We start from the raw sequence: 25596 nt of genomic DNA, 5'->3' as shown, positions 1-25596 counted from the left end.
TCGACCGGGGCCAGCGTCTTCTGGTGGGTCGTCGGCCGACGCGTCGTGCTGCGCCAGCGGGGTCGGGACTAGGAGGCCAACCGCTCGCGCGCGGTGCGCGTCGGTCGAGGGAGTTCGGCGCCGTCGCCCGACGTGTTGATCTCCGACCAGACGGCGTCGAGGGAGAGGCCGAGGACGTCGGCGATCGCCGCGATGGTCGGAAAGGCGGGGGTGGCTATCCGGCCGGACTCGATCTTTCGAAGGGTTTCCGGCGAGACGCCCGCGTCCAGCGCGGTGAGGAGCATCGAACGCTCTCCACGGGCTCGACGCAGGAGCGCGCCGAGGCGCTGTCCGCGTTCGACCTCTGCGGGAGTGAGCGGCAACCTGACCATGACCCGATTCTAGTACCGGGATAATATGGCCGGGATACTTATTGGTCGACCGAGGAAGGCGCTGCATGATCGAGATCCTGAGCCCCACCGACGTGCTGCGAGCGAAGGACACCGGCGCACTGGTCGCCGGCATCCTCAAGTCGCTGAAGAGCCGCTGCGTGGTCGGCACCAACCTCCTGGAGATCGACCGGTGGGCGCAGGCCATGATCACCGAGGCCGGGGCGCAGTCCTGCTACGTCGACTACGAGCCGTCCTTCGGGCGCGGACCTTTCGGCCACTACATCTGCACGTCGGTGAATGACGCCGTGCTGCACGGGTTGCCGCACGACTACCCGCTCGCCGACGGCGACCTGCTCTCGCTCGACCTCGCCGTCTCCCTGGGTGGAGTCGTCGCGGACTCGGCCATCAGCTTCATCGTGGGAGACGTGCGGCCAGCGGAGAGCCTCGCGCTGATCGACGCGACCGAGCGCGCGTTGCAGGCGGGGATCGCCGCCGCCGGCCCGGGCGTTCCCATCGGTGACATCTCGCACGCGATCGGCTCGGTCCTCAACGCGGCGGGGTACTCGGTCAACACGGAGTTCGGCGGCCACGGCGTCGGATCGACGATGCACCAGGACCCGCACGTCTCCAACACCGGGCGCCCCGGTCGCGGATACCGGCTGCGCCCGGGGCTGCTGCTGGCGTTGGAGCCGTGGGTGATGGCGGACACCGCCACGCTCGTCACCGACGCCGATGGCTGGACCCTCCGCAGCGCGACGGGCTGCCGGACGGCGCACAGCGAGCACACCATCGCCATCACCGACGACGGCGCAGACGTGCTCACCCTGCCGACGCCCTGACCCGTACGGCACGATCGACGCCCTCGCCGGTCAGCCGACGACGGGCCACCCACGATGGACGGTTAACGGGCCGCCGAAGGGGCACGTCCCTCCGTGGCACCCTGCCGGGTCGCGTTCAGAATGAACCGATCGGTCATATTTTCCGTGATGACGGTCAGGGTCACCCACCAGAGTCACGGAGGCACGATGTCAACGGTTCGAACTGGTCCGGTCATCGGACTGCTCGTGCAGATCGTCCTGCTGGCGGTGCTGGCGGAGACAGTCGGTCTGGGCGCGGCGGGCTGGGTGGCGGGGCTGGCGTACGGGTTGGTCCTGTGCGCCCTGCTCAGCCGGGGGATGTCCCGCTCGGGCGCGCGTGCGCTCAGCCCGGCCGACCGGGTGACCCTGAGCCGGGCGATCCTCGTCGGCGGCGTGACGGCCCTGGCCGCCGACTCGTTCGGCCGGTCGGCGCCGGTCACCCTGATGGTCGTCCTCACCAGCGTGGCGTTGGCCCTCGACGCCGTGGACGGGTACACGGCCCGCCGCACCGGGACCACCAGCGAGCTCGGTGCACGCTTCGACATGGAGATCGACTCCTTCCTGGTCCTGGTGCTCTGCCTGCACGTGGCCCCCGCGGTGGGTGGCTGGGTGCTCGTGATCGGCGCGATGCGCTACCTCTTCGGCGCCGCGACCTGGGTGTTCGGGTGGATGCGGGGATCCGCGCCGCCGCGTTACTGGAGCAAGGTCGTCGCCGCGATCCAGGGCGTGGTGTTGACGGTGGCGATGGCCGACGTGCTGCCCGCGCCGCTGACGACCATGGTGCTGGTGGTGTCGGTGGCGCTGCTGGTCGAGTCGTTTGGGCGTGACGTCGCGTGGCTCTGGACGACCCGGCACCACCGCCACACCGTCATCCACGGTGCCCCGGGCGCGATGGTCCAGCCAGTCAGTTCGGCGAGCCACAGTGCCCCAAGCACCGGAGCGGGGCTGGCCGAGCTGACCCCGAGTAAGACCGATGGGCTGCCGTGGTCGGACCGTCCCACGGTCACCGTGGCCCGACGCGGGATCGCCCGCGTCTGAGCCGCCCGGATGCCGCGCCCAACAAAGATCATGGAAGGATGCCCGGGTTGTCGCTCTTGACGCGCGTACGTCAGCTGCCGAACCAGGGACGGAGGGCGATGAGGGGCGAGGTATCGGGCGGTACCGCCGACGGCACCGACGTCGAGGATCGGCCGAAGCGCTCCATCGCGGCCCGGCTGACGACCGTGCTGGCCGCGCTGCTCGTGCTGCTCGTCCTCACCCTGCCGTACGACTTCGGCCGGCTCAGCCCGGCGGCGTTCGCGCGGATCCCCCTGGAGGCGCTGCTGGTCGTGGCCCTCCTGCTCGCCCTGCCGTCTCGTGGCAGCCGACTGGTCGCGACGCTCGCCGGCGTGGCCCTCGGCCTGCTCGGCCTGTTGAAGCTGCTCGACCTGGGGTTCACCGCCTCGCTGAGCCGGGCGTTCGACCCGGTGCTCGACTGGGCGCTCCTCGACGAGGGGTTCGCCTTCCTCAGTGAGTCGTACGGTCGACCCGCCGCCATCGGCGTTGCCATCACCCTGACGGTGGTGGTCGTGGGCCTGCCCACTCTGGTCACGCTGTCGATGCGGCGACTGCGGCGGCTGGTGGTTCGGCACCGCACCGGGACCACCCGGATCGTCGCGGCGCTGGTGGTCGTCTGGGTGGCCTGCGCCGCGTTCAACGTGCGGGTGGTCGAGGGCGTACCGGTCGCCGACACCTCCGCGACCACCCTGGCCAACGGTCACGGCTTCCAGGTGCGCCTGCGCCTCGACGACCGCGAGACGTTCGGCGCGCTGATCGAGGCCGACAGGTACGGCGACACCCCGGGTGACCAGCTACTGACCGCGTTGCGCGGCAAGAACGTGGTCGTCGCCTTCGTGGAGAGCTACGGCCGGGACGCCGTCGAGGACCCGGAGTTCGCGCCGCAGGTCGGTGCGGTCCTCGACCGCGGCGCCAGCGAGCTGGGCGCGGCGGGTTTCGCCGCGCAGAGCGGCTTTCTCACCTCGCCGACCTTCGGCGGCGGCAGTTGGCTCGCGCACGACACGCTGCTCTCCGGCCTCTGGATCGACAACGACCAGCGGCACCGCACTCTGCTGGCCAGTGACCGGATGACCCTCAACGGCGCCTTCCGACGGGCGAACTGGCAGACCGTCGGCGTGATGCCCGCCGTCACCAGGGCGTGGCCGGAGGGCTCCTTCTTCGGCTACGACCGGTTCTACGACGCCAAGACGCTCGCGTACCGTGGCCCGAAGTTCAGCTTCGGCACCCCGCCCGACCAGTACACACTGGCCAGCTGGCAGCGCCTGGAGCAGGCGAAGCGCGACGGCAACGTGATGACCGAGCTGGCGCTGGTGTCGAGTCACGCGCCCTGGACGCCCGTCCCGCCGCTGCTCGACTGGGCCGACGTCGGCGACGGCGCGGTCTACCGTGGGGCCGCGGGCAGGTCGGACGACAAGCGCCGCAACACCGCCCAGATCCGGGCGGACTACCGGAAGTCCATCGAGTACACCCTCGGCGCGCTCATCTCCTACGTGCGGACCTACGGAGACGACGACCTCGTGTTCATCGTCCTCGGTGACCACCAACCCGCCGCGGTCGTCACCGGCGAGAACGCCAGCCACGACGTCCCGATCTCGATCATCACCCGGGACCGGGCCGTGTTGGACCGCATCTCCGGGTGGGGCTGGCAGGACGGGCTGAAGCCCGGGCCGCAGGCGCCGGTCTGGCGGATGGACGCCTTCCGGGACCGGTTCCTGACCGCCTTCGGACCGTAACCCCGGCCACCTCTACGGACTGGACCCCAGACAGATGACGGCTATCACCGACACCAGGATCGCCGCGCTCCGGACCGACCCGGCCCTGGCCCTGCTGCACCGGTCGCTGGACGTCTACTACGGCGATCCCGAGCGGGACGCGAGGATGGACGCCTTCTACTCCCGCTTCGTCAGCAGCGGGGACCTCGTCTTCGACATCGGCTCCCACGTGGGCGATCACATCGCCAGCTTCCGTCGCCTCGGTGCCCGGGTCGTCGCCGTGGAACCGCAGCCGCTGTGTCTGCGCGCCCTGCGGGCGATCTACGCCGACGACGACCAGGTGACCCTGGTCGACGCCGCGTGTGGCGCGCTCCCGGGGCGCACCCGGTTGCACGTCAACTCCGCCAACCCCACCGTGTCGACCGCCTCACCGGACTTCGTCCGGGCGGCGAAGGGCGCGGGCGGATGGGAGGGCCAGGTGTGGGATGCCGACATCGAGGTCCCGGTGGTCACCGTCGACGCGTTGATGGAGACGTACGGCGTGCCGACCTTCACCAAGATCGACGTTGAGGGTTTCGAGGACGAGGTGCTGGCCGGCCTGAGCCGCCCACTGCCCGCGCTGTCGTTCGAGTTCACCACCATCGCGCGTGCGGTCGCCGACCGGTGTCTCGACCGCCTGACCACACTGGGCTTCGACGGCTTCGACGTCGCGGTGGGCGACGACAAGTCGATGACGTTCCGACGTTGGATACCCGCGACCGACCTGGCGACGCACCTGCACGACCTGCCGCACGCCGCGAACTCCGGCGACGTGTACTGCGTGGCTCGCGACAGGCAGACCATCACCACGCCGTAGCCGTACCCGACGTCAGATCATGCGCAGGACGAGCGCGGCAGAGACCGCCAGCTCACGATCGAGCACCTCGTCTCGGGGGACGAACAGCATGGCCTGCCCCTCACCGAGGACCACGTCCTCCTGACGAGCCGTGGTGGTGCCACGGAACACGTGGACGGTCACGGTGTGGGGAAAGCCCGCTTCGTACGGGCGCGGTCCGCTCCACAGCGGGTGCAGCTCGCCCGCGGTCAGACCAGTTTCCTCCAGCAGTTCGCGGCGGGCCGCTTCCTCCGGTGACTCGCCCGGCTCGATGTGGCCCCCCGGCAGGCTCCACTGGCCCAGCGAGACGACCGCATCCTCGTCGCGGTGTTGCAGCAGCGCCGCGCCCGACGGATCGATGAGCAGCACGAGGGCGACATCGTAGGTGGCCATGACGAGACCGTGCCACGTCGCCCGTGAACATGTCGACGACGGTCACGCCCGGCGCGCCGGGTCGCGTACCCTCCGTGGATGGACCTCGATGATCTTCCGCTTGCCGAGTTCGCGTTTCCGGGGCCACTGCGGGACAAGCTCGTGGGCGCGATCCTGTCCGGGGCGAAGACCTCGACGACCGGCCTGCTGGTCGGGTACGAGTGCGCGAACGAGCCGCTGCCCGAGGTGGGTCAACTGTCCGCCGTGGTGGACTCCGCCGGCCGCCGGGTCGCGGCCATCGAGCTGACCGACGTACGGGTGGTCCGGCTCGCCGAGGTCGACCTGCCACACGCCCTGGCCGAGGGGGAGGGCGACGAGTCGGTGGCGCAGTGGCGTGCGGGGCACGAGACGTTCTGGCACAGCGCCGAGGTGCGCGCCGAGCTGGGCGACCCCGGCTTCACCGTGGACGACGACACCCTGGTGGTGACCGAACGCTTCCGGCTGGTGCACGTCGCCTGAGCATCCCCGCCCACTGTGGACCGCCTAGCAACGGGCCACGCCGCCGTACAAGGTCACCTATGCTCGGCGCGTGATCCCCCCGGCACTCGAGATCCGCGGCCTGGTCAAGACCTTCGCGGCGCACCGCGCGGTGGACGGCATCGATCTGACCGTCCACCCCGGCACGTTCCACGGCATCGTCGGGCCCAACGGCGCCGGCAAGTCCACCACCATCGGGATGGCCGTCGGCCTGGTCACCCCGGACTCCGGGCAGGTCCGGATCCTCGGCCACGACGCGCTGCGCGAGCGCCGCCTGACCCGCGCGCTGACCGGCGTGCTGCCCGACGGCCTCGACTTCCCGGAACGCCTCACCGGCGCCGAACTGCTGCGCTACAGCGCCGGCCTGCGCGGGCTACCCCGGGCCGCGGCCACCGACCGTGCCGCCGAACTGATCGACGTGCTCGGGCTGGCCAAGGGCGCCGGCACCCCGCTGGCCGACTGCTCCACCGGCACCCGCAAGAAGCTCGGCCTCGCCCAGGCGCTGCTGCACGCACCCCGGCTGCTCGTGCTCGACGAACCGTTCGAGGCGGTCGACCCGGTCTCCGCGGCCACCATCCGCCGGGTGCTGCGCCGATTCGTGACCGGTGGCGGCACCTGCGTGCTGTCCACCCACTCGATGCTGCTCGTCGAGCAGATGTGCGACGAGGTCACCGTGATCCATCAGGGCCGGGTGGTCGCCGCCGGATCGGTCACCGAGGTCGCCGCCGGCAGCAGCCTGGAGGACCGGTTCGTCGAGTTGGTCGGCGCCGAAGCCTCCGGCAGCGCCGGTCTGGACTGGCTGACCGAGGCACGATGAGCGCCGAACCCATCGCCCCCGGCCGGCTGGGCGGCACCCTCGGCGCGATCGCGGTACCGGCCCGGATGCGCGCGACGATGCTGCGTCGCTCGCTGCGCGAGCACCCCGGCCCCACGGTGGCCGGCCTGGTCGGTCTGCTCGCCGCCGCCTGGTTGATCCGGTACGCGCTCCGCGGTGACCCGCACACGCTCGGGCTGCTCGCCGGGGCGTGGGTTCTCGGCTGGATCGTGTTGCCGTTGCTGCTCGGCGGCGGGCGCGGCCGGGTCCGCCCGGCCCACCTGCGGTTGGAGCCTATCGGCGGGGTCCCGGCCGCGATCGGTCTGCTCGCCGCGTCGGCGATCGGTATCGGTCCGGCCGTCTCGCTGGTGGCACTCGCCGCGCTGCCGGTGCACGCCGCCCGGCACGGCACCGTCGCGGTCCTCGTCACCGCCGGAGGCGCGGTGCTGCTCTGGCTGCTCGGGCTGATCGGCTCGGCCATCGCGCTGGAGGTCGTCGGCCACGCCGGCGGTCCGGCCGGGGCCCTGCTCACTGGCATCTTCACCGGTACGGCGATGGGTGTCGCCGGGTCGCTGTGGGCGGTCTTCCCGTGGGTTTCGGTCCTGCTCGTGGCAGCGCCACAGGAGGTGGTCCGGGCCATGGCGTACGTGCCGAGCGCCTGGCCGGTCGCCGCCGCGACCGGGCCAACCGGGCAAGGGGTACGCAGGATAACGGCCCTGGTCGGCATCGTGGCGCTCTGCGCCGCCGCGTACATCATGCTTGTCCGAAGGGTGATCGCCGCCGGCGCGCCGTTCCGGCCGCGCCGGACAGCGGCGGCGTCACCGGCCGGGGCTGAGCGCGAGTGGCTGGGGTGGGTGCCGGCCGCGACGCGGGCGGTCGTCGGCCGTGAGCTGCGTGCCTGGACGCGGCATCCACTGCGTTTGCAGTATCTGGCGTTCGCGGTGGTGTACGGGGCGCTCCTCGCCGGACTGCCGCTGCTGTCCGACGTGGACCTGCTGCTGCCGTGGGCCGGACCGCTAGCCGTGCTCGGCGCGGCGGCGATGTCCGCCGGGCTGGTCGGACTGGACGGCACCGCGTTGTGGCTGCCGCTCACCACGCCCAACGGCGAACGGGCCGAGGTCCGGGGTCGGGCCTTGGCGTGGCTGGTTCTGGTCACCCCGATCGGGGTGCTGCTCACCGTCGCGGGCATCATCGTGGCCCCCGACGTCGACCCCCTGGCCGCGCTCTGCACCCTGCCGGCCCTGCTCGGCGCGGGCGCCGCGGTGCCGGTGTGGGTGTCGCTGCTGCGCGTACGCCCGGTGGCCGACCCGCGGCATCCCACCGCCGCTGACAACCCGACCGACATCGTCAGCGTGCTGGTCGCCACCGCTGCTGGGCTGCTCGCTGCGGCGCCGGTGCTCGCCCTGGTGGTCTGGGGTCCGCCGCCGGCGGCACCGCTGTTGCCGCTGGTCGGGCTGCTCGGAGGCGCCGCAGCCTGGTGGGGCGGCGTGTGGCTGGCCGACGAGCGGCTCGCCCGGCGCGGCACGGCGGTGCTCGCCGCGGCCGGTCAGCGGAGCCGGCCCCCGGAGACGGCACTCCCGCTGACCTGGGACGTGCAGTGGTATCGGGAGAACAAGTCGACCGCGTGGGCGCTGGGGTTGCTGACGGTCGGGTGGATCCCGGTGATCCCGCAGGGGTTGATGCCGCTGGCGTTCGGGATAGACAGCGGGTGGATCGTGGCGGGCCACCTGGACGGGGGCGCGCGTACGTCGGTGGGGTTGGCGATGGTTGGTCTGGGCGTCGCGATGCTGCTCACCGGCCTGGTGCTGTGGGATCGCCGACCGCAGCCGGGAGGTCCTCCCCAGACCGCTCCCCCCGGATGACCGTCCCTGTCCGCGGGATCGCCCGCCTACAGCAGCGCGAGTTGGCCCTCGACCTCATCCGTGTGCGGCTCCCGTAACTGCCAGAGCCGGACCACTCCAGCGTCGGCGTCGTGCGTCAACCACTGTCCCTGCCCACCGGCGGACCGGATGGAGTTCTGCGGCATGTCGATGCCGTAATCCATGACGGTCTGGGGGCGCAGCGTGCGGGTCGAGAGTAAAAGATGCTGCTCGGCGTCGCTCTCGTCGGTCGCGACGCCGACCATCACCCAGTCGTCGGACACGACCGCCGCGGCCTCGTACATTCGGTAGTCGTCGGAGTCGCCGAACTCCGGGATGTCGTCGAAGTGGCGCTCGACCCGCACGCTGTCATCGGCGACCTCGCGTACCGAAACCCAGCCGCTGCCGTGCGGCATCGAGAGATAGCAGGCCCCACTGGCGCTCAGGTCGGCCAGGCAGCCGTTCAGAGTCCGCGCGAGGACCTGCTGCCTATCGACTGTCGTCAACCAATGGCTGAGGCAAGTCTCCGGGCCCACCGCGATGTGCACGCCGACGCGTCCCTGATCGGCGTGCACGACGAAGGTGGCTCCGCCCTCGAGGGTCTGGAGGGGATGCCGGCCGACCTCCGAACCGCCTGCGGAGTCCCATACGACGACCTGGTCTCCGGAACCGTGGGGCACGAACAGCCAGACAAGGCCGTCACCGGCCAGGTGACAGCGTGGTTGTGGCCATCCGGTCGACAGTGCTGCGCCGTGCTCGGCCGACCATTGAACGCGGCCGTCGGCACAGCGGACCTGCACCTCACGTGGTCCCACCAGCGCGAACCGCGACCGGTCCGGTGCCACGCCGACAGCCAGGATCGGATCCGCGTCGCGGCTTACCGCCTCCCACGCGAGCGCGACGGTCAGATCCGGGTCCAACACCCGCAGCGAGCGACGGTCCCAGACCAGCGCCCCCGCACCGGCCACCCACTCGACGCAGCTCGACGGCGTTACGACCGTCTCGGCGATCAGTAACGGGCGCACGGCCGTGAGCCTACGCATCACGACGAGCCGAGGTGCGCGTGGTCGTACCGATCAGGCGTGACGGCACCGGCCCCGCGATGTCGGCTGCGGGCTGCACTGGAGAAGTCGTTCTAATTCGACTGCGTAGGCTCAGCTACATAGACACCCTTGCCCGGATGCCCCTCGACCAGCTCGCGGTCCTTGAGGATCGTCATGACCCGGTTGATCGTAGAAATGTGCACGCTGTACTGCTCGGCCAGCTCGCGTGTGGACGGTAGCTTCTCACCCGGCGCGAGCTGCCCAGATTTGATCTTCTCGGTGATCTCGGTAGCGATGCGCCGGTAGTCCACTTTCTCGGTCGGCATGAGTCGATCTCCGTTGGGTCCCTGGTTTCGGCACCCCAATTCGATCACGCCCGCCGATCGTTGCCCGACAGCGCCATCGAGTGGAGTCTTCAGGATCCCGATGCCGGGGCTGGTCTTCGTAACCTTGGTCCGACAGACTGCGCGGTATGGGTGATCGTTGGCGCCGGTGGGCGTGGGTCGGGGTGCTCGTCATCGGGCTGATCCTCTATCTGGCGGTGCTGCGGACCCTGGTCAGCACCAAGAATCCGAACTTCGTACCGGCGTTGATCCTGCTCGGGGCGACGTTGGTGCCGTTGACGTTCCTGACGTTCGCGCAGGCCCGAACCGGGCGGTGGCAGGTGCCGGCGTCGGTGTTGGTGACGTCGGCGTTCTTCGGCGGCGTGATCGGCACGGTGGTCGCTGGCACCCTGGAGTACGACACCCTGCGCGGCCTCGGCACCCTGCCGATGCTGTTCGTGGCGCTGATCGAGGAGTCGGCGAAGCTGATCGTCCCGGTGGTGCTGCTGTTCACGGTGGTGGCCCAACGTCGTCGCCGGGTGCCCTCCGATGGGCTGATCATCGGGATCGCCGCCGGCATGGGGTTCGCCGCGCTGGAGACGATGGGCTACGCCTTCAGCGCGCTGCTGAGTTCGCAGGGCAACATCGGCGCGGTGGAGCAGACGCTCTTCATTCGGGGTCTGACGGCGCCCGCCGGGCACACCGCCTGGACCGGGCTGACCGCCGGCGCGCTCTGGGCGTTGCTGGCGAGCCCGAGCGTCGCTCGGCTCTTCGGGTTCATCGGCACGTTCGTGGGTGTCGTCGTCCTGCACACCCTCTGGGACACGTTCTCCGGTTCACTGGTCTTCGTCGTGTTGGCGATCATCAGCATCGGCTGGTTGTTCTGGGAGCTGCGCCGCTACCGGACCTTCGGCGACCAGCACATCGGCCAGCTGCAACCGCACTGACCAGCGCCGTACTCCATGCCTCTCCCGGCCCGCACCTAAGGGCTGGGGGAGGCATGACTGTTGGTGATCCCGCTGCGACCGGGCCGGCACCTCATCTAACGTCAGAGTGTTCATATTTGGCGGGATTGGTCGGGAAGGTGCGGCGATGGGGGTGCGCAGCTGGTTCGAGGGTTGGCCGGTCTACCGCCAGCTCACCGGCACCGACCCGCTGGGCCGGGGCGCTGCGGCGAAGTCCGACGGGTCCCGCGCGCTCACCGCCCGCACCGAGACCGCCGATTCGATGGCCCGGTCCGTCTGCCCGTACTGCGCCGTGGGTTGTGGCCAGCGGGTGTTCGTCAAGGACGGGCAGGTCAGTCAGATCGAGGGTGATCCGGACAGCCCGATCTCACGGGGTCGGCTCTGCCCGAAGGGTTCGGCGAGCAAGAGCCTGGTCACCAGTCCGCTGCGGCAGACCACGGTCCGCTACCGCCGGCCGTACGGCACCGAGTGGGAGGACCTGGACCTCGACACCGCGCTGAACATGATCGCCGATCGGGTCCTGGCCGCCCGGGACGAGACCTGGGAGGACGTCGACGTCGAGGGTCGACCGCTCAACCGGACGCTGGGCATCTCCAGTCTGGGTGGGGCGACGCTGGACAACGAGGAGAACTACCTCATCAAGAAGTTGTTCACCGCGATGGGGGCGCTCCAGATCGAGAACCAGGCCCGTATTTGACACTCCTCCACCGTCCCCGGTCTGGGGACCAGCTTCGGTCGTGGCGGCGCCACCCAGTACCAGCAGGACCTGTCGAACTCCGACGTCATCGTCATCCAGGGTTCGAACATGGCCGAGGCACACCCGGTGGGCTTCCAGTGGGTGATGGAGGCCAAGCGTCGGGGGGCGAAGGTCTTCCACGTCGACCCGCGGTTCACCCGCACCAGCGCGCTGGCTGACTCGTACCTGCCGATCCGGGCGGGCACCGACATCGCGCTGCTCGGCGGGGTGGTGCGCTACATCCTCGACAACGAGCTGGACTTCCGGGAGTACGTCGTCGCCTACACCAACGCCGCGACCATCGTGACCGAGGAGTACGCCGACACCGAGGACATGCACGGCCTCTTCTCCGGCTTCAACGATGACAACGCCACCTACGACCAGGCCAGCTGGCGGTACGAGGGCCACTCGCAGAACCAGACGACCCGCGACAGCGAGACGCAGCGGGAGACAGCGGCCGGGCTGGAGAACGAGTCGCACGGCGCGCCCGTCGGTGGCGAGACCGAACGTGACGAGACGTTGCAGCACCCGCGCTGCGTCTACCAGATCCTCAAGCGGCACTTCGCCCGCTACACCCCGGAGATGGTGGAACGGGTCTGCGGCATCCCACAGGAGAAGTTCCTCGAACTGGCCCAGGCGTGGACGGAGAACTCCGGCCGGGACCGGACCGGCATGCTCGTCTACTCGGTGGGCTGGACGCAGCACAGCGTCGGCGTGCAGTACATCCGCACCGGTGCGATCATCCAGCTCCTGCTGGGCAACGTGGGCCGCCCGGGTGGTGGGGTGATGGCCCTGCGCGGGCACGCCAGCATCCAGGGGTCCACCGACATCCCGACGCTGTTCAACCTGCTTCCGGGCTATCTGCCGATGCCCCACCACGCCAATCACCCGACCCTGGACAAGTGGGTGGACAGCATTGCGCACCCCGGGCAGAAGGGCTTCTGGGGCAACGCCCGCACCTACGGCGTCAACCTGCTCAAGGCGTACTGGGGCGACGCGGCCACCGCCGACAACGACTACTGCTACGGGTACATGCCGCGGATGACCGGCGACCACGGCACCTACCAGCAGGTGCTCGACATGATCGACGGCAAGATCAAGGGCTATTTCCTGCTCGGGCAGAACCCGGCGGTCGGTTCGGCGCACGGCCGGGCGCAGCGCCTCGGCATGGCCAACCTCGACTGGCTGGTGGTCCGCGACCTGTTCATGATCGAGAGCGCCACGTTCTGGCAGAACGCGCCGGAGATCGAGACCGGCGAGATCGCGCCCGAGCGGTGCCGCACCGAGGTGTTCTTCCTGCCCGCCGCCTCGCACGTGGAGAAGGAGGGCACCTTCACCCAGACCCAACGGCTGTTGCAGTGGCGGGAGAAGGCCGTCGAGCCACCAGGCGACGCCCGCTCCGAACTCTGGTTCTTCTACCATCTCGGTCGCGTCATCCGGGAACGGCTGGCGACGTCGACGAAGCCGCGTGACCGAGCGCTGCTCGACCTCGCCTGGGACTACCCCACGCACGGCCCGAACGTCGAGCCGAGCGCCGAGGCGGTGCTGCGCGAGATCAACGGGTACGACGTGGCCACCGGCCGGCCGCTGGCGTCGTTTACCGAGATGAAGGACGACGGCTCCACCGTCGGCGGTTGCTGGATCTACACCGGGGTGTACGCCGACGGCGTCAACCAGGCGGCCCGCCGCAAACCCGGCTCGGAGCAGTCCCTGGTGGCGCCCGAGTGGGGTTGGGCGTGGCCGGCGAACCGGCGCATCCTCTACAACCGTGCGTCCGCCGACCCGGACGGCAACCCGTGGAGCGAGCGCAAACGCTACGTCTGGTGGGACGCGGACAAGAGCGAGTGGACCGGCTACGACGTGCCGGACTTCGAAAAGACGAAACCGCCGTCCTACCGACCGGAGCGCGACGCCTCGGGTGTGGCGGGCATCGCCGGCGACGACCCGTTCATCCTCCAGGGCGACGGCAAAGGCTGGCTGTACGCGCCCACCGGTGTGCTCGACGGACCGATGCCCACCCACTACGAGCCGGTCGAGTCGCCGGTGCGAAACCCGCTCTACCGACAGCAGGCCAACCCGACCCGCAAGGTCTACACCCACCCGATCAACACGCTCAACCCGAGCCCGCCGGAACCGTACAGCCAGGTGTTCCCGTACGTGTTCACGGTCAGCCGGCTCACCGAGCACCACACCGCCGGTGGGATGAGTCGGACCGTGTCGCCGCTGGCCGAGCTGCAACCGGAGATGTTCGTGGAGGTGTCCCCGGAGTTGGCGGCCGAACGTGGTCTCACCCACCTGGGTTGGGCGCACCTGGTCACCGCCCGTGCGGCGATCGAGGCACGGGTGCTGGTGACCGACCGGCTCACCCCGCTGCGGGTGGACGACCGGATCATCCACCAGGTGTGGTTGCCGTACCACTTCGGTTTCGAGGGCCTGGTGACCGGTGACTCGGCCAACGACCTGTTCGGCATCAGCCTGGACCCGAACGTGCTGATCCAGGAGAGCAAGGTCGGCACCTGCGACGTCCGACCCGGGCGACGCCCGAGAGGCGCCGAGCTGCTGGCTCTCGTCGTCGACTACCGGCGCCGGTCCGGGGACCTCAGCCCGCACTATCCACCGCAGGTCACGACCGACTCCGCCGACAGCGGCCCGGACCAGGAGGTCTGACCCATGCCCCACACCAATGCCCTGTACGGGCCACTGGACCCCGCACCGGACGCCGGCTACGAGAACGCGCCGCCGAGGATGGGGTTCTTCACCGACACCAGCGTCTGCATCGGCTGCAAGGCGTGCGAGGTGGCCTGCAAGGAGTGGAACGGCGTCCCGGAGAGCGGCCTGGACCTGCTGGGCATGTCGTACGACAACACCGGCGCGCTGACCGCGAACTCGTGGCGGCACGTCGCGTTCGTGGAGCAGCCCCGCTCGGCCGGCTGGGCAACTCCGGCGTTCGCGGGGGACCCGGACGGGCCGGCGATCAGCCCGGTGACGGCGGCGGCCGGCGCGCGTACCAGCACCGACACCGGCACGTACCCCGGCCTGCCCACCGGCTCGCCTGCCGCGGCGGCCCGCATGTCGGGCGGGCCGGAGTTTCTGGGGATGCCGGGTGCGCAGCCGCCGGGGAGGGGCTCGGGCGCGGAGGGGCGGACGGATTTTCGCTGGTTGATGATGTCGGATGTGTGCAAGCACTGCACCCACGCGGCCTGCCTGGATGTCTGCCCGACAGGTTCCCTGTTCCGGACGGAGTTCGGCACCGTGGTGGTGCAGGAGGACATCTGCAACGGCTGCGGTTACTGCATCTCCGCCTGCCCGTACGGCGTCATCGATCAGCGCAAGGATGATGGTCGGGCGTGGAAGTGCACGTTGTGCTACGACCGGTTGGGTGTGGGCATGACCCCGGCGTGTGCGCAGGCGTGTCCGACGGAGTCGATCCAGTACGGGGCTCTGGACGAGTTGCGGGAGCGGGCCGCCGCGCGGGTGGCGAAGCTGCATGAGCGGGGAATGCCGGAGGCGCGGTTGTACGGGCACGATCCGAACGACGGCGTCGGTGGTGATGGTGCGTTCTTCCTGCTGCTCGACGAGCCGGAGGTGTACGGACTGCCACCGGACCCGATTGTGACCACCCGCGACCTGCCGGCCATGTGGAAGCGCGCAGGCCTGGCGGCGATGACGATGGCGGTCGCCACGGCGGTCGCGTTCCTGGGCAGGCGGCGATGACCCGCGGTGGCGAGCAGCTCACGGTGCCGCCGGCCGACTTCGCCTCCTACTACGGACGGCCGGTGCTGAAGCCGCCGGTGTGGAAGTACGACATCGCCGGCTACCTGTTCACCGGCGGCCTCGCCGCCGGAAGTGCGCTGATCGGCGCGGGCGCCCAACTGACCGGACGACCCGGGCTGCGCAAGGTGGGCCGTTGGACGGCCCTCGGCGGCGTCGCCGCCAGCACGTACCTGCTGGTCCACGACCTCGGCCGACCGGCCCGGTTCCATCACATGCTCCGGGTGGCGAAGGTGACCTCGCCGATGTCGGTCGGCACCTGGATCCTCGCCGCGTTCGGCCCGCTGGCCGGTGTGGCCGCGGTCGCCGAGCTCGCGCCGCTGCTCCCGCAGCACGGTGTGCTCGGCCTCGCCCGTCGGATCGCACCGCCCATCGGCAACGTCGCCGGCCTGGCCGCTGCGGCGACCGCGCCGGCGCTGGCGACGTACACCGGGGTGCTGCTCGCCGACACGGCCGTGCCGTCCTGGCACGACGCCTACCCGTCGTTGCCGTTCGTCTTCGCCGGCAGCGCGCTCGCCGCCGCGTCCGGGGTGGGCCTGGTCGCGGCACCGGCCGCGGAGACCGCCCCACTGCGACGACTCGTCCTGGCCGCCGCGGCCATCGAGTTGGGCGGGGGGCACCGGCTGGAGCGGCAGGGCCTCACCAGCGAGCCCTACACGCACGGACGCAGCGGCCGGCTGGTGAAGGCGGGACGCGCCCTGCTCGCCGTGGGCACCGCCACCGCGCTGGTCAGCCGACGCAGCCGGGTCCTGTCGGCGATCTCCGGCGCCGCCCTCGTGGCCTCGTCGGTCGCCACCCGGTTCGGCGTCTTCGAGGCGGGAAGAGTGTCGGCACGCGATCCGAAGTACACGGTCGTGCCACAACGGGAGCGGCTCGACGAGAGGCGGGCGACGACCCGGCTCTGAGCGGGTCGACGAAACGGAAGGCGCCCCTTCGAGGGGGCGCCTTCCGTTGCGATGCAAGAGGTCTGGCCGCGACGGGCCGCCGCGCGTCAGCCGGTGAACAGCTTCGCGGCGGTGATGGCGGTCTGGACGATGCCGTACCCGAGGAGCGCCGCTACCAGCAGCCACGACAACCAGAGCCGCCCGGTCTGGCTACCGACGCGCGGCGGCGCGGGCGGCTGGCTTTCCCGCCCGAGAGCGACCGGCTCGGTGACGGTGGCCTTCGCCACGGGCGAGGTCGGCCCTCGGTTCGGTTCGTGGAACCGCTCGGGCACGGAACGGACCAGCAGGTTCGCGATGAACCCGATGGCGAGGATGCCGACCATGGTGAACAGCGCGGGCCGGTACGCCGCCGCGGTGAGGGTGCCGGGCTTTCCCTGCGTGTCGAGGATCCCGTTGACGATCAGCGGGCCGGCGACACCCGCAGCCGACCAGGCGGTGAGGATCCGGCCGTGGATGGCCCCGACCTGGAAGGTGCCGAACAGGTCACGCAGGTAGGCGGGCATGGTGGCGAAGCCACCGCCGTAGAAGGAGATGATCGCGGCGGCGATCAGCACGAAGACCGCGGTCGCGGAGTGGCCGGCCACGGCGAGCAGCAGGTACAGCACCATGCCGACGCCGAGGTAGACCATGTAGATGGGCTTTCGGCCGATGAGGTCGGATGTTGTCGACCAGACGAACCGCCCAGCCATGTTGAACAGCGACAGCACGCCCACGAAACCGGCCGCCGCGGTCACCGAGACCGTGGTGGCGGTCCCGTTGTCCCGGAAGAAGTCCTGGATCATCGGGCTTGCCTGCTCCAGGATGCCGATGCCCGCGGTGACGTTGCAGAACAGCACGATCCACAGCAACCAGAACGACCGGGTACGCACCGCGTTCGACGCGGACACGCTCGCCGTCGTCACCAGAGGTCGGGCGGCGACGCTCGCGGGGTCGAACCCGGCGGGCCGCCAGTCCGGCGCCGGAACCCGGACGTTGAACGGGCCGAACATCATGATCACGAAATACCCGATGCCGAACGTGACGAAGAGCGCCACGAGGGCATTACCCGACGCCACGGCGGCCGGGTTGTTGGGGTTGTAGCCGGAGTCGTAGAGGGAGAGCAGTTGGCGCGCGAGCGGGCCGGCGACCAGGGCGCCGCCGCCGAACCCCATGATGGCCAGTCCGGTGGCGAGGCCGGGGCGGTCCGGGAACCACTTGATCAGGGTCGAGACGGGCGAGATGTAACCGATGCCGAGCCCGATGCCGCCGATGACGCCGTATCCGAGGTAGAGGAGCCAGAGTTGTTGGGTCGCGATGCCGAGCGCGCCGACCAGGAACCCGACGGCCCAGAAGCACGCGGAGACGAACATCGCCCGGCGCGGCCCGTTGCGCTCCACCCAACGGCCACCCACCGCCGCCGACGAACCCAGCATGACGATGGCGATACTGAAGATCGCCCCGATTGCCGTCTGGCTGACGTCGAAGTGCGCGATGAGGGAGTTCTTGTAGACGCTCGTCGCGTAGACCTGGCCGATGCAAACGTGCACGGCCAGTGCCGCGGTCGGGATGAGCCAGCGGCTGTATCCCGGGGGAGCGACAGTGTGCCGGGGATCGAAGACCGACAGCATGGGCATCGTCCACACCTCCTGCGGCTGAGTAGGCCGCGACGTTGCCGAGCTGTCCGACCCGGCAGGCGGCCGAGCGGCGCCGCCGCAGTGGCGGCCCGGCGCACGTCTGGCGTCAGCCGTTGACCGGCTCAATCTCACGTTACGTGGCAAGGGGTTCGCGCCATGTCGTTACCGAGAAACGCGGCGGCAGGTGGCACAGGACGGGGGCGGGCCAACCGGCCCGCCCCCGCTCTGCTGTCGTACAGCTCAGTGAATCGCGACCTTTGCGGCCGCCTCCTCCTGGGCGCGTCGTTCGTCCCCGCTGAGGGTGTGCAGCGGCTTCTCCTTGATGAACAGCACGACGATCAGCGCGAGCAGCGCGATCGGCGCGCCGACCAGGAAGAGGTCCGCGGTGGCGATGCCGTACACGTCCTGCACGATGCGCAGCACCGGCTCGGGCAGGGTGGACAGGTCGGGCACCTCGGCGGAGCCACCGCCGGCGGTCGCCGCCGGGCCGAGCCGGTCGGTCGTCAGCGAGGTCACCCGACTTGCCAGGACCGCGCCGAGGGCGCTGACTCCGATCGCGCCGCCCATGCTGCGGAAGAACGTCAGCACGGAGGTGGTGGCACCGAGCTCGTGGGCCGGCACGTCGTTCTGCGCGGCGAGCACGAGGTTCTGCATGAGCATGCCGACGCCGACGCCCAGCACGGCCATGTAGATCGACAGCACGACGACGCTGGTGTCGGCATCGATGGTGCCCAGCAGCAGCATTCCGACGGTCATCACCGCCGCGCCGGCCACCAGGTACGCCTTCCACCGGCCGTACTTCGTGATGAGCTGGCCGGCCACCGTCGACGAGACGAGAAGACCGAAGATCATCGGAAGACTCATCAGGCCCGCGACGGTGGGCGACTTGCCCAGCGAGATCTGGAAGTACTGGGACAGGAAGACGGTGCCGCCGAACATCGCGACACCGACCAGCACGCTGGCGATCGTGGCCAGGGAGACCGTGCGGTTGCGGAAGATGCCCAGCGGGACGATCGGCTCCGCCGCCCGCGACTCGACGACCACGGCCAGCGCCAGCAGAACCAGACCGCCGATGACCATCAGGGCCGTCCAGCCGGAGGCCCAGTCGAACTTGTTGCCGGCCAGGGACGACCAGATCAGCAGCGTGGAGACGCCCGAGGTGATGAGCAGGGCGCCCAGCCAGTCGATCTTTGCCTTGCGACGGACGACCGGCAGGTGCAGGGTGCGCTGGAGCAGGGCGATGGAGATGACGCTGAACGGGACGCCGATCAGGAAGCACCACCGCCAGCCCAGCCACGACGTGTCGACGAGCAGGCCGCCGATGAGCGGACCGGCGATGGTGCCCACACCGAAGACCGCGCCGAAGATGCCGGCGTAGCGGCCCAGCTCACGCGGCGGGATCATCGCCGCCATGACGATCGTGGCCAGCGCCGTCATGCCGCCGGCGCCGATGCCCTGGACGACCCGGCTGAGCAGCAGAACCTCGACGTTCGGCGTCAAGCCCGCGATGAGCGAACCCACCACGAACAGTCCCAGCGACAACTGGATCAGCAGCTTCTTGCTGTACAGGTCGGCCATCTTGCCCCACAGCGGCACCGTCGCCGTCATGGCGAGCAGTTCGCTGGTGACGATCCAGGTGTAGACGGTCTGGCTGCCGTCCAGATCCGCGATGATCCGCGGCAGCGCGTTCGCCACCACAGTGGAGGCGAGGATGGACACGAACATGCCGACCATCAGGCCGGAAAGGGCCTGGAGAACCTCCCGACGCGACATGCGCGTGCCGACGTCGGCCGTGTCGGCGGGCGGGACGGTGGTGGTCATTGACGCTCCCTTGTCGGGTGTGTGGCGGGATGGCTGGCCCCAGAGCTGATGCGGCGGGGCGGGGACCTGCGGGTCAGGAGGGGGGCGGCGGATCCGGCAGGCCGGCGGCGATCGCGGCGAACGCCTCGTCGACGAAGTCGTGCAGGGGTCGGGCGTCGTCGTCGGCGGCCCAGCGCAGCATCGCGGTGCGGAACGCGGCACCGGTGACAGCGACGACCAGCGGCGGGTGGCCGTGGTCGAGGCCGACGCCGAGGCGGGTGGCGACGACCGCGACCATGGCCTGCTCGGTCGCGCTGTTGCCAGCCACCAGCCGGGGCAGCAGCGCGGGGTTCTGGGTGATGACAGTCAGTCGCAGCCGCCACAACTCCCGGTCGGCCTGGATCGAGTCGATCGACTCGTCGAGGGCGACCCGCACGGCCTGCAACGCCGACACCTGCGCCGGGGCGGCTGCCAGGCGCGCCACGACTGGGTTGCCGTCGAGCGCCGGATCGTCGGTGAGGGCCTCGTCCTTGCAGGTGAAGTAGTTGAAGAAGGTCCGGGAGGAGACGTCGGCGGCCTCGCTGATCTCCTCCACCGTGACGTGCTCCAGGCCGCGTTCGGCGACCAGCCGTAGCGCGGCGGCGGTCAGCGCGGCCCGCGTCTGTGCCTTCTTGCGGTCGCGACGCCCGGGCGCAGCTTGGTCGGTGTCGGTCACGCGGCGAGATTAGGAGCGAACTTGCACGGCCTGCAAGTTTTTAGACAGTGAAGTGATTTTCCTGACCGCGACGCTGGACGGAAACCGACGGATCCGGTCGTTCGATGCGGGGCACGGCACCGGTGGTCTCCAGGATGAGCGCGGCGACCAGGTCCGGGTCGTCGCTCATCGGCACGTGCCCGCAACGGGGCAGCGTCACCACCCGTGCCGCCGGCAGGCCCGCCCGGGCGCGCTCGGCCTGGTGGACGCCGAAGATCCGGTCGCAGTCCCCCCAGCCGATGGTCACCGGCACCGTCGCGTCGGACAGCCGAAGGCAGTCGAAGCGATAGTCGCGGGCGGCTCGGGCCACGGCGTTGAAGCCGAGCCCGCGTCGCAGGGCGAGCGCGTCGCCCAGCGCGCGCTCGACATCCAGCAGCGTCGGGCGGGCCATCAGCGGCGCGAAGCACAATGCCCGTAGGTACGCCGAGCGCAGCGCGACCCGCATGATCGTGGTGGGCAGGTACGAGTTGGCCCGCAGCATCCGGAGGATGGCCAGCGCCCGGCGGCGCTCCGCCGGGGTGAAGAATCCGGCGGGGGAGAAGGCGGTGGCTGAGGCGACCGTCCCGGTGGCGGCAAGCTCCAGGGCGATCGCCCCACCGAGGCTGTAGCCGGCGACGTGCGGACGCTCCAGCCCCCACTCGGTCAGCGCCGGCAGGACCCCGGCCACGGTGGCGGCCATGTCGGCGGGCATGCCGGTGCCGGGTACCGGGGAGTTCCCGAAGCCGGGCAGGTCGAGCGCGATCACCTCGTGGTGGGCGGTGAGCCGGTCGAACACCGGCTCCCATGCCTGGTGACGGTGACCGATGCCGTGGATGAGCACGAGCGGCTCTCCGCTGCCCGCACGTCGGAAATGAATGCTCATGACCGCTCTCCCACCGACGTCCTGCCGAAGGAACGCCCGAGCTGGCGTACCTCGTCTTCCATCTGGCCGACCATGGTCTGGCCGCCGAAGCGGGTGATCAACGCGTCCGAGAGGCCGCTGAGCACCACCGGCCGCAGCGCCTGCACCAGGGCGAGCGACCGTGGCACGTACACCTTGCGCTTGCGGCGCTCGATGCCGCGGAGCAGGGCCTCGACGCACTGCTCGACGGGTACGACGGTGGACAGCGGCCACGGCAACCGGCGCAGCGCGGTGCGGAACGATGCCAGGTCGTCGCGGATGTCGCGGACCAGGTCGGTGTCGATCCAGATCGGATGCGCAGTGCCGACGGTGACGCCGCGCGGGCGAATCTCCAGGCGCAGCACGTTGGCGAACTGCTCCACACCCGCCTTGGACGCGCAGTAGGCGGCCATGCCGGGCATCGCCGTGAAAGCGGCGGCTGACGAGACGATCAGGACGTGACCACGGGCGGCGGTGACGTGAGGCAGCGCCGCGCTGACCGTGCGGATCGCGCCGCAGAGGTTCACCTCGACGGTACGGACCAGCGCGTCGACCGGCCCCACGGCGACGGTGCCCAGGTTCGCGATGCCCGCGTTGGCCACGACAACGTCGATGCCACCGAAGCGGTCCACAGTGGAGGCCACCGCGGCGTCCAACGCCGCCTGGTCGGTGACGTCACACTCGTACCAGTGCGCGTCGAGGTCGGCGCTGAGCTGCTTGAGCAGATCGCCTTCCAGACCGACGAGGGCGACCCGGGCCCCGCGGGCGACGGCCTCGCGGGCCAGCTGCGCCCCGATGCCGCGCGCCGCGCCGGTGACGAGCAGGACCTTGCCCGCCAGGTCATACCGCATCGGCGTGCTCCCGCTCCGCTTCGTTGGGGGTGCCGCCGGTCGAGGCGACCTGGTAGTCGGCCGGCCGGAACCGGCGCAGCCGCATGCGGAAGCTGGTGGCGAAGCCCGGCCAGATGGTGGTGTTCCGGCCTGTCGCGTCGAGGTACCAGCTCGAACATCCGGTCTGCCAGACGGTGCCGGCCATCTTCCGGTCGACCCGCTCGGTCCAACGTCGTTGCGCCTGCGCGGTGGGCTCGATGGCCTGGATGCCCCTGGCCCGCATGTGACGCAGGGCCGCGAGCACCAGATGCAGCTGCGCCTCGATCATCAGCACCACCGAGGTGTGTCCGAGCCCGGTGTTCGGGCCGAGCAGGAAGAACAGGTTGGGGAAGCCGGCGATGGTCGTGCCCCGGTACGCGCGCATGCTCGGGGTCCATGCATCGCCCAGGCTGCGCCCGCCCCGGCCCTGGATGCGTCGTACGACGGGGGAGTCGGTGACGTGGAAGCCGGTCCCGAGGATGATCGTGTCCGCCCGGTGGTGGACGTCGTCGTCGGTGACGAGGCCATCCGGCACGATCCGGGCGATGCCGACGGTGACCACGTCGACGTTCGGTCGGGTGAGCGACGGCCAGTAGTCGTTGGAGATCAGCACCCGCTTGCAACCCATCGCGTATCGGGGGGTGAGCTTGTCCCGCAGGTGCGGGTCGGGAACCTGACGCCGCAGCGTACGCAGGGACAGGCGCGAGGCGAGGCGGTTGACCGCCGGGTGCAGGAAGCCCAGGCCCATGCTCTCGCGTACCAGATAGAGCCCTGCCCGGGCGGCCCGCTGCGCGCCGGGCACGGTGCGGAACGCGGCCTGCTCGACAGCGCTGATCCGGCGCGACAACCTCGGCATGATCCAGGCGGGGGTGCGCTGGAAGAGCGTCAGCTTCTCGACCGTCGGCTGGATCTGGGGCACGAACTGGACGGCCGAGGCGCCGGTGCCGATCACCGCGACGCGCTTGCCGGTCAGGTCGTGGTCGTGCTGCCAACGGGCGGAGTGGAACACCGGGCCGGCGAACTCGTCGATCCCGGGCAGGTCGGGGATGGCCGGGTCGCTGAGCGGGCCGGTGGCACAGATCAGGACCCGGGCGCTGTGGTCGCCGCCGGAGGTGCGCAACAGCCAGCGTTGGCGCTGCTCGTCCCACCTCGCCTCCCGTAGCTCGTGGCGCAACCGCAACCTCGGGCGTATCCCGAAGCGGTCGACGCAGCCGCGCAGGTAGTCCCAGATCTCCGGCTGGCTGGAGAACGTGTTCGACCAGCGGGGGTTGGGGGCGAAGGAGAACGAGTAGAGGTGCGACGGGACATCGCAGGCACAGCCCGGGTAGCTGTTGTCACGCCAGGTGCCGCCGACGTCCGCACCCCGGTCGAAGACGAGAAAGTCGGTGAAGCCGGCCCGCTGTAGGCGGATGGCGGCGCCCAGGCCACCGAAGCCGGCGCCGATGATGGCAACGTCTGTCTCCATTCACTCCTCCGTGGGCTCGGGCGCGGAAGTCGGGTCGGCCGGGGGCGGCGGCCAGGGCGCGTCGCCCACGCCGGTGATTCGTACGCCGCCCCACGGATCGACCTCGGCCAGTCGGGCCGCCCGGACGCGGTCGGCGATGCGTAACTCGACGTCGCGCCGGCCGGAGCGCAGCAGGTGGGCCACCCGTGGCTCGGGCTCGATCCGTCCACTCCAGTGGAAGCGGCCGTCGACCGGCTCCCACCGCCCGCTGAGGTGCACCCGGACCGGGGTGCCCTCGACACCCGCCGGGCCGTGGTAACTCACGGCACGATCCGCTCGTGGGCGCGGGTGAGCTCGTGCGGCAGGTCGGCGCTGGCCCGTACGCCCTCGATGCCGTTCCACAACAGAGCGGTCAGGTAGTCGGTGAGGGCGGCCCGACTGATCGGCTGGCCGTGCGTGGTCCACCAGTCGCCGACCGCCTGCACGAAGCCCACCAGGCCGTACGCCCAGGGCTCGGCGGGACCGGCGTCCAGGCCCAGTGTGCGTAGCCGGTCGCCGATCACCCGGGCGAGCCCGGCGGCCACCTGCCGGCTGGTGCCGGCGATCACCTGGTGGATGCCGGGGTCGCCGGACTGGTGCATCAGGAACCGGTAGAGCCTCGGCTCCGACTCGATCACGCCCAGGTAGGCGTCGATCGTCGCTTCGACCAGGCCACGTTCCTCGCGGACCTGTTCGACGGCGGGCGCGATGGTGTCGACCATCCGGGCCGCCACCACCTCGCTGACCGCGACCCAGAGCTGCGACTTGTCGGCGAAGTAGCGGTACAGAACCGGTTTGCTGACCCCCGCGGCGGCCGCCACCTGTTCCATGTCGACCTCCGGCCCGTGCCGCAGCAGCGCCTGCACGGCGGCACCGACCAACTCCTGCCTTCGTTGCTCACGATGGTCTGCCCAGCGGTCTCGGCGGCCGTTGCCCTTCGCCTTCGGGCTGCCGTCGGGGGGTGTGGCCGGCGGGTCGGACGCATTGACATCGGTGAGCGGCGATTGCATGCTACTACTCGTAACAGTTACTGGTCGTCACGTCAATATGGAGGAGCCATGGAGACGGCGGAAACCGAGCGTGCGGCGGTCGCCGAGCGACTACTCACGTCCTCACTGCGGACCAGCTACGACCCCACCATCGAGATCGACTGGGACGCCCCGCACACCCCCGGCGCCTACTGGCTCCCGCCACAGCGCAGCAGCCTGTACGGCACGCCACTGTGGGAGCAGCTCAGCGAGGAGCAGCGCGTCGAGCTGACCAAGCACGAGGTGGCCAGCGCGGCCAGCGCCGGGCTGTGGTTCGAGACGATCCTCATGCAGATGCTGATCCGGGAGTACTACCGCTCCGACCCGACCAGCCGGCAGGCCCAGTACGCGTTGACCGAGGTCGCCGACGAGTGCCGGCACTCCATCATGTTCGGCCGGCTGATCGAGGCGATGGGCTGTCCGGTCTACCGGGCGAGCACCGTCGACCACCACCTCGGGCGCTTTCTCAAGGCCACCGCCAGCGGCCCTCGGATGTACGCCGCGATCCTCATCGCGGAGGAGATCCTCGACGCGTTCCAGCGCGAGATCATGGCGGACGAGTCGCTCCAGCCGCTCATCCGGATGGTCTCCCGCATCCACGTGGTGGAGGAGTCGCGGCATGTCCGCTTCGCCCGCGAGGAACTGGCCGCCGCGGTCGCGGCCACCGGCCCGCTGGGCATGGCGTACGCCCGACTGTTGGTCGGTCGCGCCGCCTACACGATCGCCAACCGCCTGGTCCATCCCGACGCGTACGCGGCGGTGGGCATTCCGCCGGCGGTCGGTCGTGCCGCTGCCCGCGCCAACCCGCACTGGCGTGCCACCCTCCGCTGGTCGGCGGCGCGGGTGCACGCCAACCTGGCGGACGTTGGACTGGTGGCTGGACCGGGGCGTCTGTTGTGGGCCCGGGCCGGGCTGATCTGACCCGTCGTCCCTCA

Annotated in this window: 24 protein-coding genes; 12 read left to right on the top strand and 12 right to left on the bottom strand. The window is 70.5% G+C overall.

Annotated features, from left to right (window positions below):
• Nucleotides 1-68: 68 nt before the first annotated feature.
• The gene (locus ACQRWP_RS13325; RefSeq protein ID WP_430502536.1) at nt 69-371 is read right to left on the bottom strand and encodes a helix-turn-helix domain-containing protein; all 303 of its coding nucleotides are present in this window, start codon (nt 369-371) and stop codon (nt 69-71) included.
• A 65-nt stretch (nt 372-436) separates the two neighbouring features.
• Between ACQRWP_RS13325 and map the strand changes: the two genes are divergently transcribed.
• The 4 genes from map (at nt 437) to ACQRWP_RS13305 (ending at nt 4852) form a co-directional block, all read left to right on the top strand.
• Nucleotides 437-1210: a type I methionyl aminopeptidase gene (gene map, locus ACQRWP_RS13320; RefSeq protein WP_430502535.1), complete on the top strand. Its 774-nt coding sequence runs from the start codon at nt 437-439 to the stop codon at nt 1208-1210.
• 186 nt (nt 1211-1396) lie between these two features.
• Nucleotides 1397-2266, top strand: coding sequence for a CDP-alcohol phosphatidyltransferase family protein (locus ACQRWP_RS13315; RefSeq protein WP_430502534.1), 870 nt, complete (start codon nt 1397-1399; stop codon nt 2264-2266).
• Nucleotides 2267-2364: 98 nt separating this feature from the next.
• Nucleotides 2365-4017, top strand: a complete 1653-nt coding sequence (locus tag ACQRWP_RS13310; RefSeq protein WP_430502533.1) for a sulfatase-like hydrolase/transferase — start codon at nt 2365-2367, stop codon at nt 4015-4017.
• 34 nt (nt 4018-4051) lie between these two features.
• The gene (locus ACQRWP_RS13305; protein WP_430502532.1) at nt 4052-4852 is read left to right on the top strand and encodes an FkbM family methyltransferase; all 801 of its coding nucleotides are present in this window, start codon (nt 4052-4054) and stop codon (nt 4850-4852) included.
• 12 nt (nt 4853-4864) lie between these two features.
• On the opposite strand, the gene ACQRWP_RS13300 is transcribed toward ACQRWP_RS13305, so the two are convergent.
• A complete protein-coding gene (locus ACQRWP_RS13300) occupies nt 4865-5263 on the bottom strand; it encodes an NUDIX hydrolase (protein WP_430502531.1) in 399 nt (132 codons plus the stop codon).
• Between the two features lie 78 nt (nt 5264-5341).
• On the opposite strand from ACQRWP_RS13300, the gene ACQRWP_RS13295 reads away from it, so the two are divergent.
• The 3 genes from ACQRWP_RS13295 (at nt 5342) to ACQRWP_RS13285 (ending at nt 8455) form a co-directional block, all read left to right on the top strand.
• A complete protein-coding gene (locus ACQRWP_RS13295) occupies nt 5342-5761 on the top strand; it encodes an ASCH domain-containing protein (RefSeq protein ID WP_430502530.1) in 420 nt (139 codons plus the stop codon).
• 70 nt (nt 5762-5831) lie between these two features.
• Nucleotides 5832-6596: an ABC transporter ATP-binding protein gene (locus tag ACQRWP_RS13290; RefSeq protein WP_430502529.1), complete on the top strand. Its 765-nt coding sequence runs from the start codon at nt 5832-5834 to the stop codon at nt 6594-6596.
• The gene (locus ACQRWP_RS13285) at nt 6593-8455 is read left to right on the top strand and encodes a hypothetical protein (RefSeq protein ID WP_430502528.1); all 1863 of its coding nucleotides are present in this window, start codon (nt 6593-6595) and stop codon (nt 8453-8455) included. Before ACQRWP_RS13290 ends, ACQRWP_RS13285 begins: the two co-directional genes overlap by 4 nt.
• A gap of 26 nt (nt 8456-8481) precedes the next feature.
• Here the strand turns inward: ACQRWP_RS13285 and ACQRWP_RS13280 are convergent, their stop codons facing one another.
• On the bottom strand, nt 8482-9372 hold the full coding sequence (locus tag ACQRWP_RS13280) for a hypothetical protein (protein ID WP_430502527.1): 891 nt from the start codon (nt 9370-9372) through the stop codon (nt 8482-8484).
• 215 nt (nt 9373-9587) lie between these two features.
• A complete protein-coding gene (locus tag ACQRWP_RS13275) occupies nt 9588-9821 on the bottom strand; it encodes a winged helix-turn-helix domain-containing protein (RefSeq protein WP_203120265.1) in 234 nt (77 codons plus the stop codon).
• Nucleotides 9822-9967: 146 nt separating this feature from the next.
• Between ACQRWP_RS13275 and ACQRWP_RS13270 the strand changes: the two genes are divergently transcribed.
• The 4 genes from ACQRWP_RS13270 to nrfD all read left to right on the top strand — a co-directional run bounded on the left by ACQRWP_RS13270 (nt 9968) and on the right by nrfD (nt 16195).
• Complete coding sequence (locus ACQRWP_RS13270; protein ID WP_430502526.1) at nt 9968-10765, top strand: PrsW family intramembrane metalloprotease; 798 nt, start codon at nt 9968-9970, stop codon at nt 10763-10765.
• A gap of 145 nt (nt 10766-10910) precedes the next feature.
• On the top strand, nt 10911-14186 hold the full coding sequence (gene fdh, locus ACQRWP_RS13265) for a formate dehydrogenase (RefSeq protein WP_430502525.1): 3276 nt from the start codon (nt 10911-10913) through the stop codon (nt 14184-14186).
• Nucleotides 14187-14189: 3 nt separating this feature from the next.
• Nucleotides 14190-15233 (top strand): 4Fe-4S dicluster domain-containing protein, encoded by a 1044-nt coding sequence (locus ACQRWP_RS13260; protein WP_430502524.1) that lies wholly within the window; start codon nt 14190-14192, stop codon nt 15231-15233.
• Complete coding sequence (nrfD, locus tag ACQRWP_RS13255) at nt 15230-16195, top strand: NrfD/PsrC family molybdoenzyme membrane anchor subunit (RefSeq protein WP_430502523.1); 966 nt, start codon at nt 15230-15232, stop codon at nt 16193-16195. The genes ACQRWP_RS13260 and nrfD overlap by 4 nt, the downstream gene beginning before the upstream one ends.
• A gap of 86 nt (nt 16196-16281) precedes the next feature.
• On the opposite strand, the gene ACQRWP_RS13250 is transcribed toward nrfD, so the two are convergent.
• The 8 genes from ACQRWP_RS13250 to ACQRWP_RS13215 all read right to left on the bottom strand — a co-directional run bounded on the left by ACQRWP_RS13250 (nt 16282) and on the right by ACQRWP_RS13215 (nt 24643).
• Nucleotides 16282-17841, bottom strand: coding sequence for an OFA family MFS transporter (locus tag ACQRWP_RS13250; RefSeq protein WP_430503197.1), 1560 nt, complete (start codon nt 17839-17841; stop codon nt 16282-16284).
• A 246-nt stretch (nt 17842-18087) separates the two neighbouring features.
• A complete protein-coding gene (locus ACQRWP_RS13245) occupies nt 18088-19668 on the bottom strand; it encodes an MDR family MFS transporter (RefSeq protein WP_430502522.1) in 1581 nt (526 codons plus the stop codon).
• A 73-nt stretch (nt 19669-19741) separates the two neighbouring features.
• Entirely contained in the window at nt 19742-20362 is a 621-nt protein-coding gene (locus tag ACQRWP_RS13240) for a TetR family transcriptional regulator (protein ID WP_430502521.1), read from the bottom strand.
• A 40-nt stretch (nt 20363-20402) separates the two neighbouring features.
• Nucleotides 20403-21263: an alpha/beta fold hydrolase gene (locus tag ACQRWP_RS13235; protein WP_430502520.1), complete on the bottom strand. Its 861-nt coding sequence runs from the start codon at nt 21261-21263 to the stop codon at nt 20403-20405.
• Nucleotides 21260-22132 (bottom strand): SDR family oxidoreductase, encoded by an 873-nt coding sequence (locus ACQRWP_RS13230; protein WP_430502519.1) that lies wholly within the window; start codon nt 22130-22132, stop codon nt 21260-21262. Before ACQRWP_RS13230 ends, ACQRWP_RS13235 begins: the two co-directional genes overlap by 4 nt.
• Nucleotides 22122-23615: a flavin-containing monooxygenase gene (locus ACQRWP_RS13225; protein ID WP_430502518.1), complete on the bottom strand. Its 1494-nt coding sequence runs from the start codon at nt 23613-23615 to the stop codon at nt 22122-22124. Before ACQRWP_RS13225 ends, ACQRWP_RS13230 begins: the two co-directional genes overlap by 11 nt.
• Nucleotides 23616-23918 (bottom strand): DUF4873 domain-containing protein, encoded by a 303-nt coding sequence (locus tag ACQRWP_RS13220; RefSeq protein ID WP_430502517.1) that lies wholly within the window; start codon nt 23916-23918, stop codon nt 23616-23618. It abuts the gene before it with no gap.
• On the bottom strand, nt 23915-24643 hold the full coding sequence (locus ACQRWP_RS13215; protein ID WP_430502516.1) for a TetR family transcriptional regulator: 729 nt from the start codon (nt 24641-24643) through the stop codon (nt 23915-23917). Before ACQRWP_RS13215 ends, ACQRWP_RS13220 begins: the two co-directional genes overlap by 4 nt.
• Before the next feature lie 48 nt (nt 24644-24691).
• Between ACQRWP_RS13215 and ACQRWP_RS13210 the strand changes: the two genes are divergently transcribed.
• Nucleotides 24692-25582, top strand: coding sequence for an AurF N-oxygenase family protein (locus ACQRWP_RS13210; protein ID WP_430502515.1), 891 nt, complete (start codon nt 24692-24694; stop codon nt 25580-25582).
• Nucleotides 25583-25596: the final 14 nt, after the last annotated feature.

The organism is Micromonospora trifolii, from assembly GCF_050516465.1.
In the GTDB taxonomy this organism is placed as follows: domain Bacteria; phylum Actinomycetota; class Actinomycetes; order Mycobacteriales; family Micromonosporaceae; genus Micromonospora; species Micromonospora trifolii.
The sequence above is the reverse complement of the archived record's forward strand: the minus strand, read 5'-3'. Positions and strand labels throughout refer to the sequence as shown.

What these genes read in the sequence shown, in the direction of transcription:
- ACQRWP_RS13325 (WP_430502536.1), bottom strand. Translation starts at nt 371, where the DNA reads ATGGTCAGGTTGCCGCTCACTCCCGCAGAGGTCGAACGCGGACAGCGC.
- map (WP_430502535.1), top strand. Translation starts at nt 437, where the DNA reads ATGATCGAGATCCTGAGCCCCACCGACGTGCTGCGAGCGAAGGACACC.
- ACQRWP_RS13315 (WP_430502534.1), top strand. Translation starts at nt 1,397, where the DNA reads ATGTCAACGGTTCGAACTGGTCCGGTCATCGGACTGCTCGTGCAGATC.
- ACQRWP_RS13310 (WP_430502533.1), top strand. Translation starts at nt 2,365, where the DNA reads ATGAGGGGCGAGGTATCGGGCGGTACCGCCGACGGCACCGACGTCGAG.
- ACQRWP_RS13305 (WP_430502532.1), top strand. Translation starts at nt 4,052, where the DNA reads ATGACGGCTATCACCGACACCAGGATCGCCGCGCTCCGGACCGACCCG.
- ACQRWP_RS13300 (WP_430502531.1), bottom strand. Translation starts at nt 5,263, where the DNA reads ATGGCCACCTACGATGTCGCCCTCGTGCTGCTCATCGATCCGTCGGGC.
- ACQRWP_RS13295 (WP_430502530.1), top strand. Translation starts at nt 5,342, where the DNA reads ATGGACCTCGATGATCTTCCGCTTGCCGAGTTCGCGTTTCCGGGGCCA.
- ACQRWP_RS13285 (WP_430502528.1), top strand. Translation starts at nt 6,593, where the DNA reads ATGAGCGCCGAACCCATCGCCCCCGGCCGGCTGGGCGGCACCCTCGGC.
- ACQRWP_RS13275 (WP_203120265.1), bottom strand. Translation starts at nt 9,821, where the DNA reads ATGCCGACCGAGAAAGTGGACTACCGGCGCATCGCTACCGAGATCACC.
- ACQRWP_RS13270 (WP_430502526.1), top strand. Translation starts at nt 9,968, where the DNA reads ATGGGTGATCGTTGGCGCCGGTGGGCGTGGGTCGGGGTGCTCGTCATC.
- ACQRWP_RS13260 (WP_430502524.1), top strand. Translation starts at nt 14,190, where the DNA reads ATGCCCCACACCAATGCCCTGTACGGGCCACTGGACCCCGCACCGGAC.
- nrfD (WP_430502523.1), top strand. Translation starts at nt 15,230, where the DNA reads ATGACCCGCGGTGGCGAGCAGCTCACGGTGCCGCCGGCCGACTTCGCC.
- ACQRWP_RS13250 (WP_430503197.1), bottom strand. Translation starts at nt 17,841, where the DNA reads ATGCTGTCGGTCTTCGATCCCCGGCACACTGTCGCTCCCCCGGGATAC.
- ACQRWP_RS13245 (WP_430502522.1), bottom strand. Translation starts at nt 19,668, where the DNA reads ATGACCACCACCGTCCCGCCCGCCGACACGGCCGACGTCGGCACGCGC.
- ACQRWP_RS13235 (WP_430502520.1), bottom strand. Translation starts at nt 21,263, where the DNA reads ATGAGCATTCATTTCCGACGTGCGGGCAGCGGAGAGCCGCTCGTGCTC.
- ACQRWP_RS13230 (WP_430502519.1), bottom strand. Translation starts at nt 22,132, where the DNA reads ATGCGGTATGACCTGGCGGGCAAGGTCCTGCTCGTCACCGGCGCGGCG.
- ACQRWP_RS13225 (WP_430502518.1), bottom strand. Translation starts at nt 23,615, where the DNA reads ATGGAGACAGACGTTGCCATCATCGGCGCCGGCTTCGGTGGCCTGGGC.
- ACQRWP_RS13215 (WP_430502516.1), bottom strand. Translation starts at nt 24,643, where the DNA reads ATGCAATCGCCGCTCACCGATGTCAATGCGTCCGACCCGCCGGCCACA.
- ACQRWP_RS13210 (WP_430502515.1), top strand. Translation starts at nt 24,692, where the DNA reads ATGGAGACGGCGGAAACCGAGCGTGCGGCGGTCGCCGAGCGACTACTC.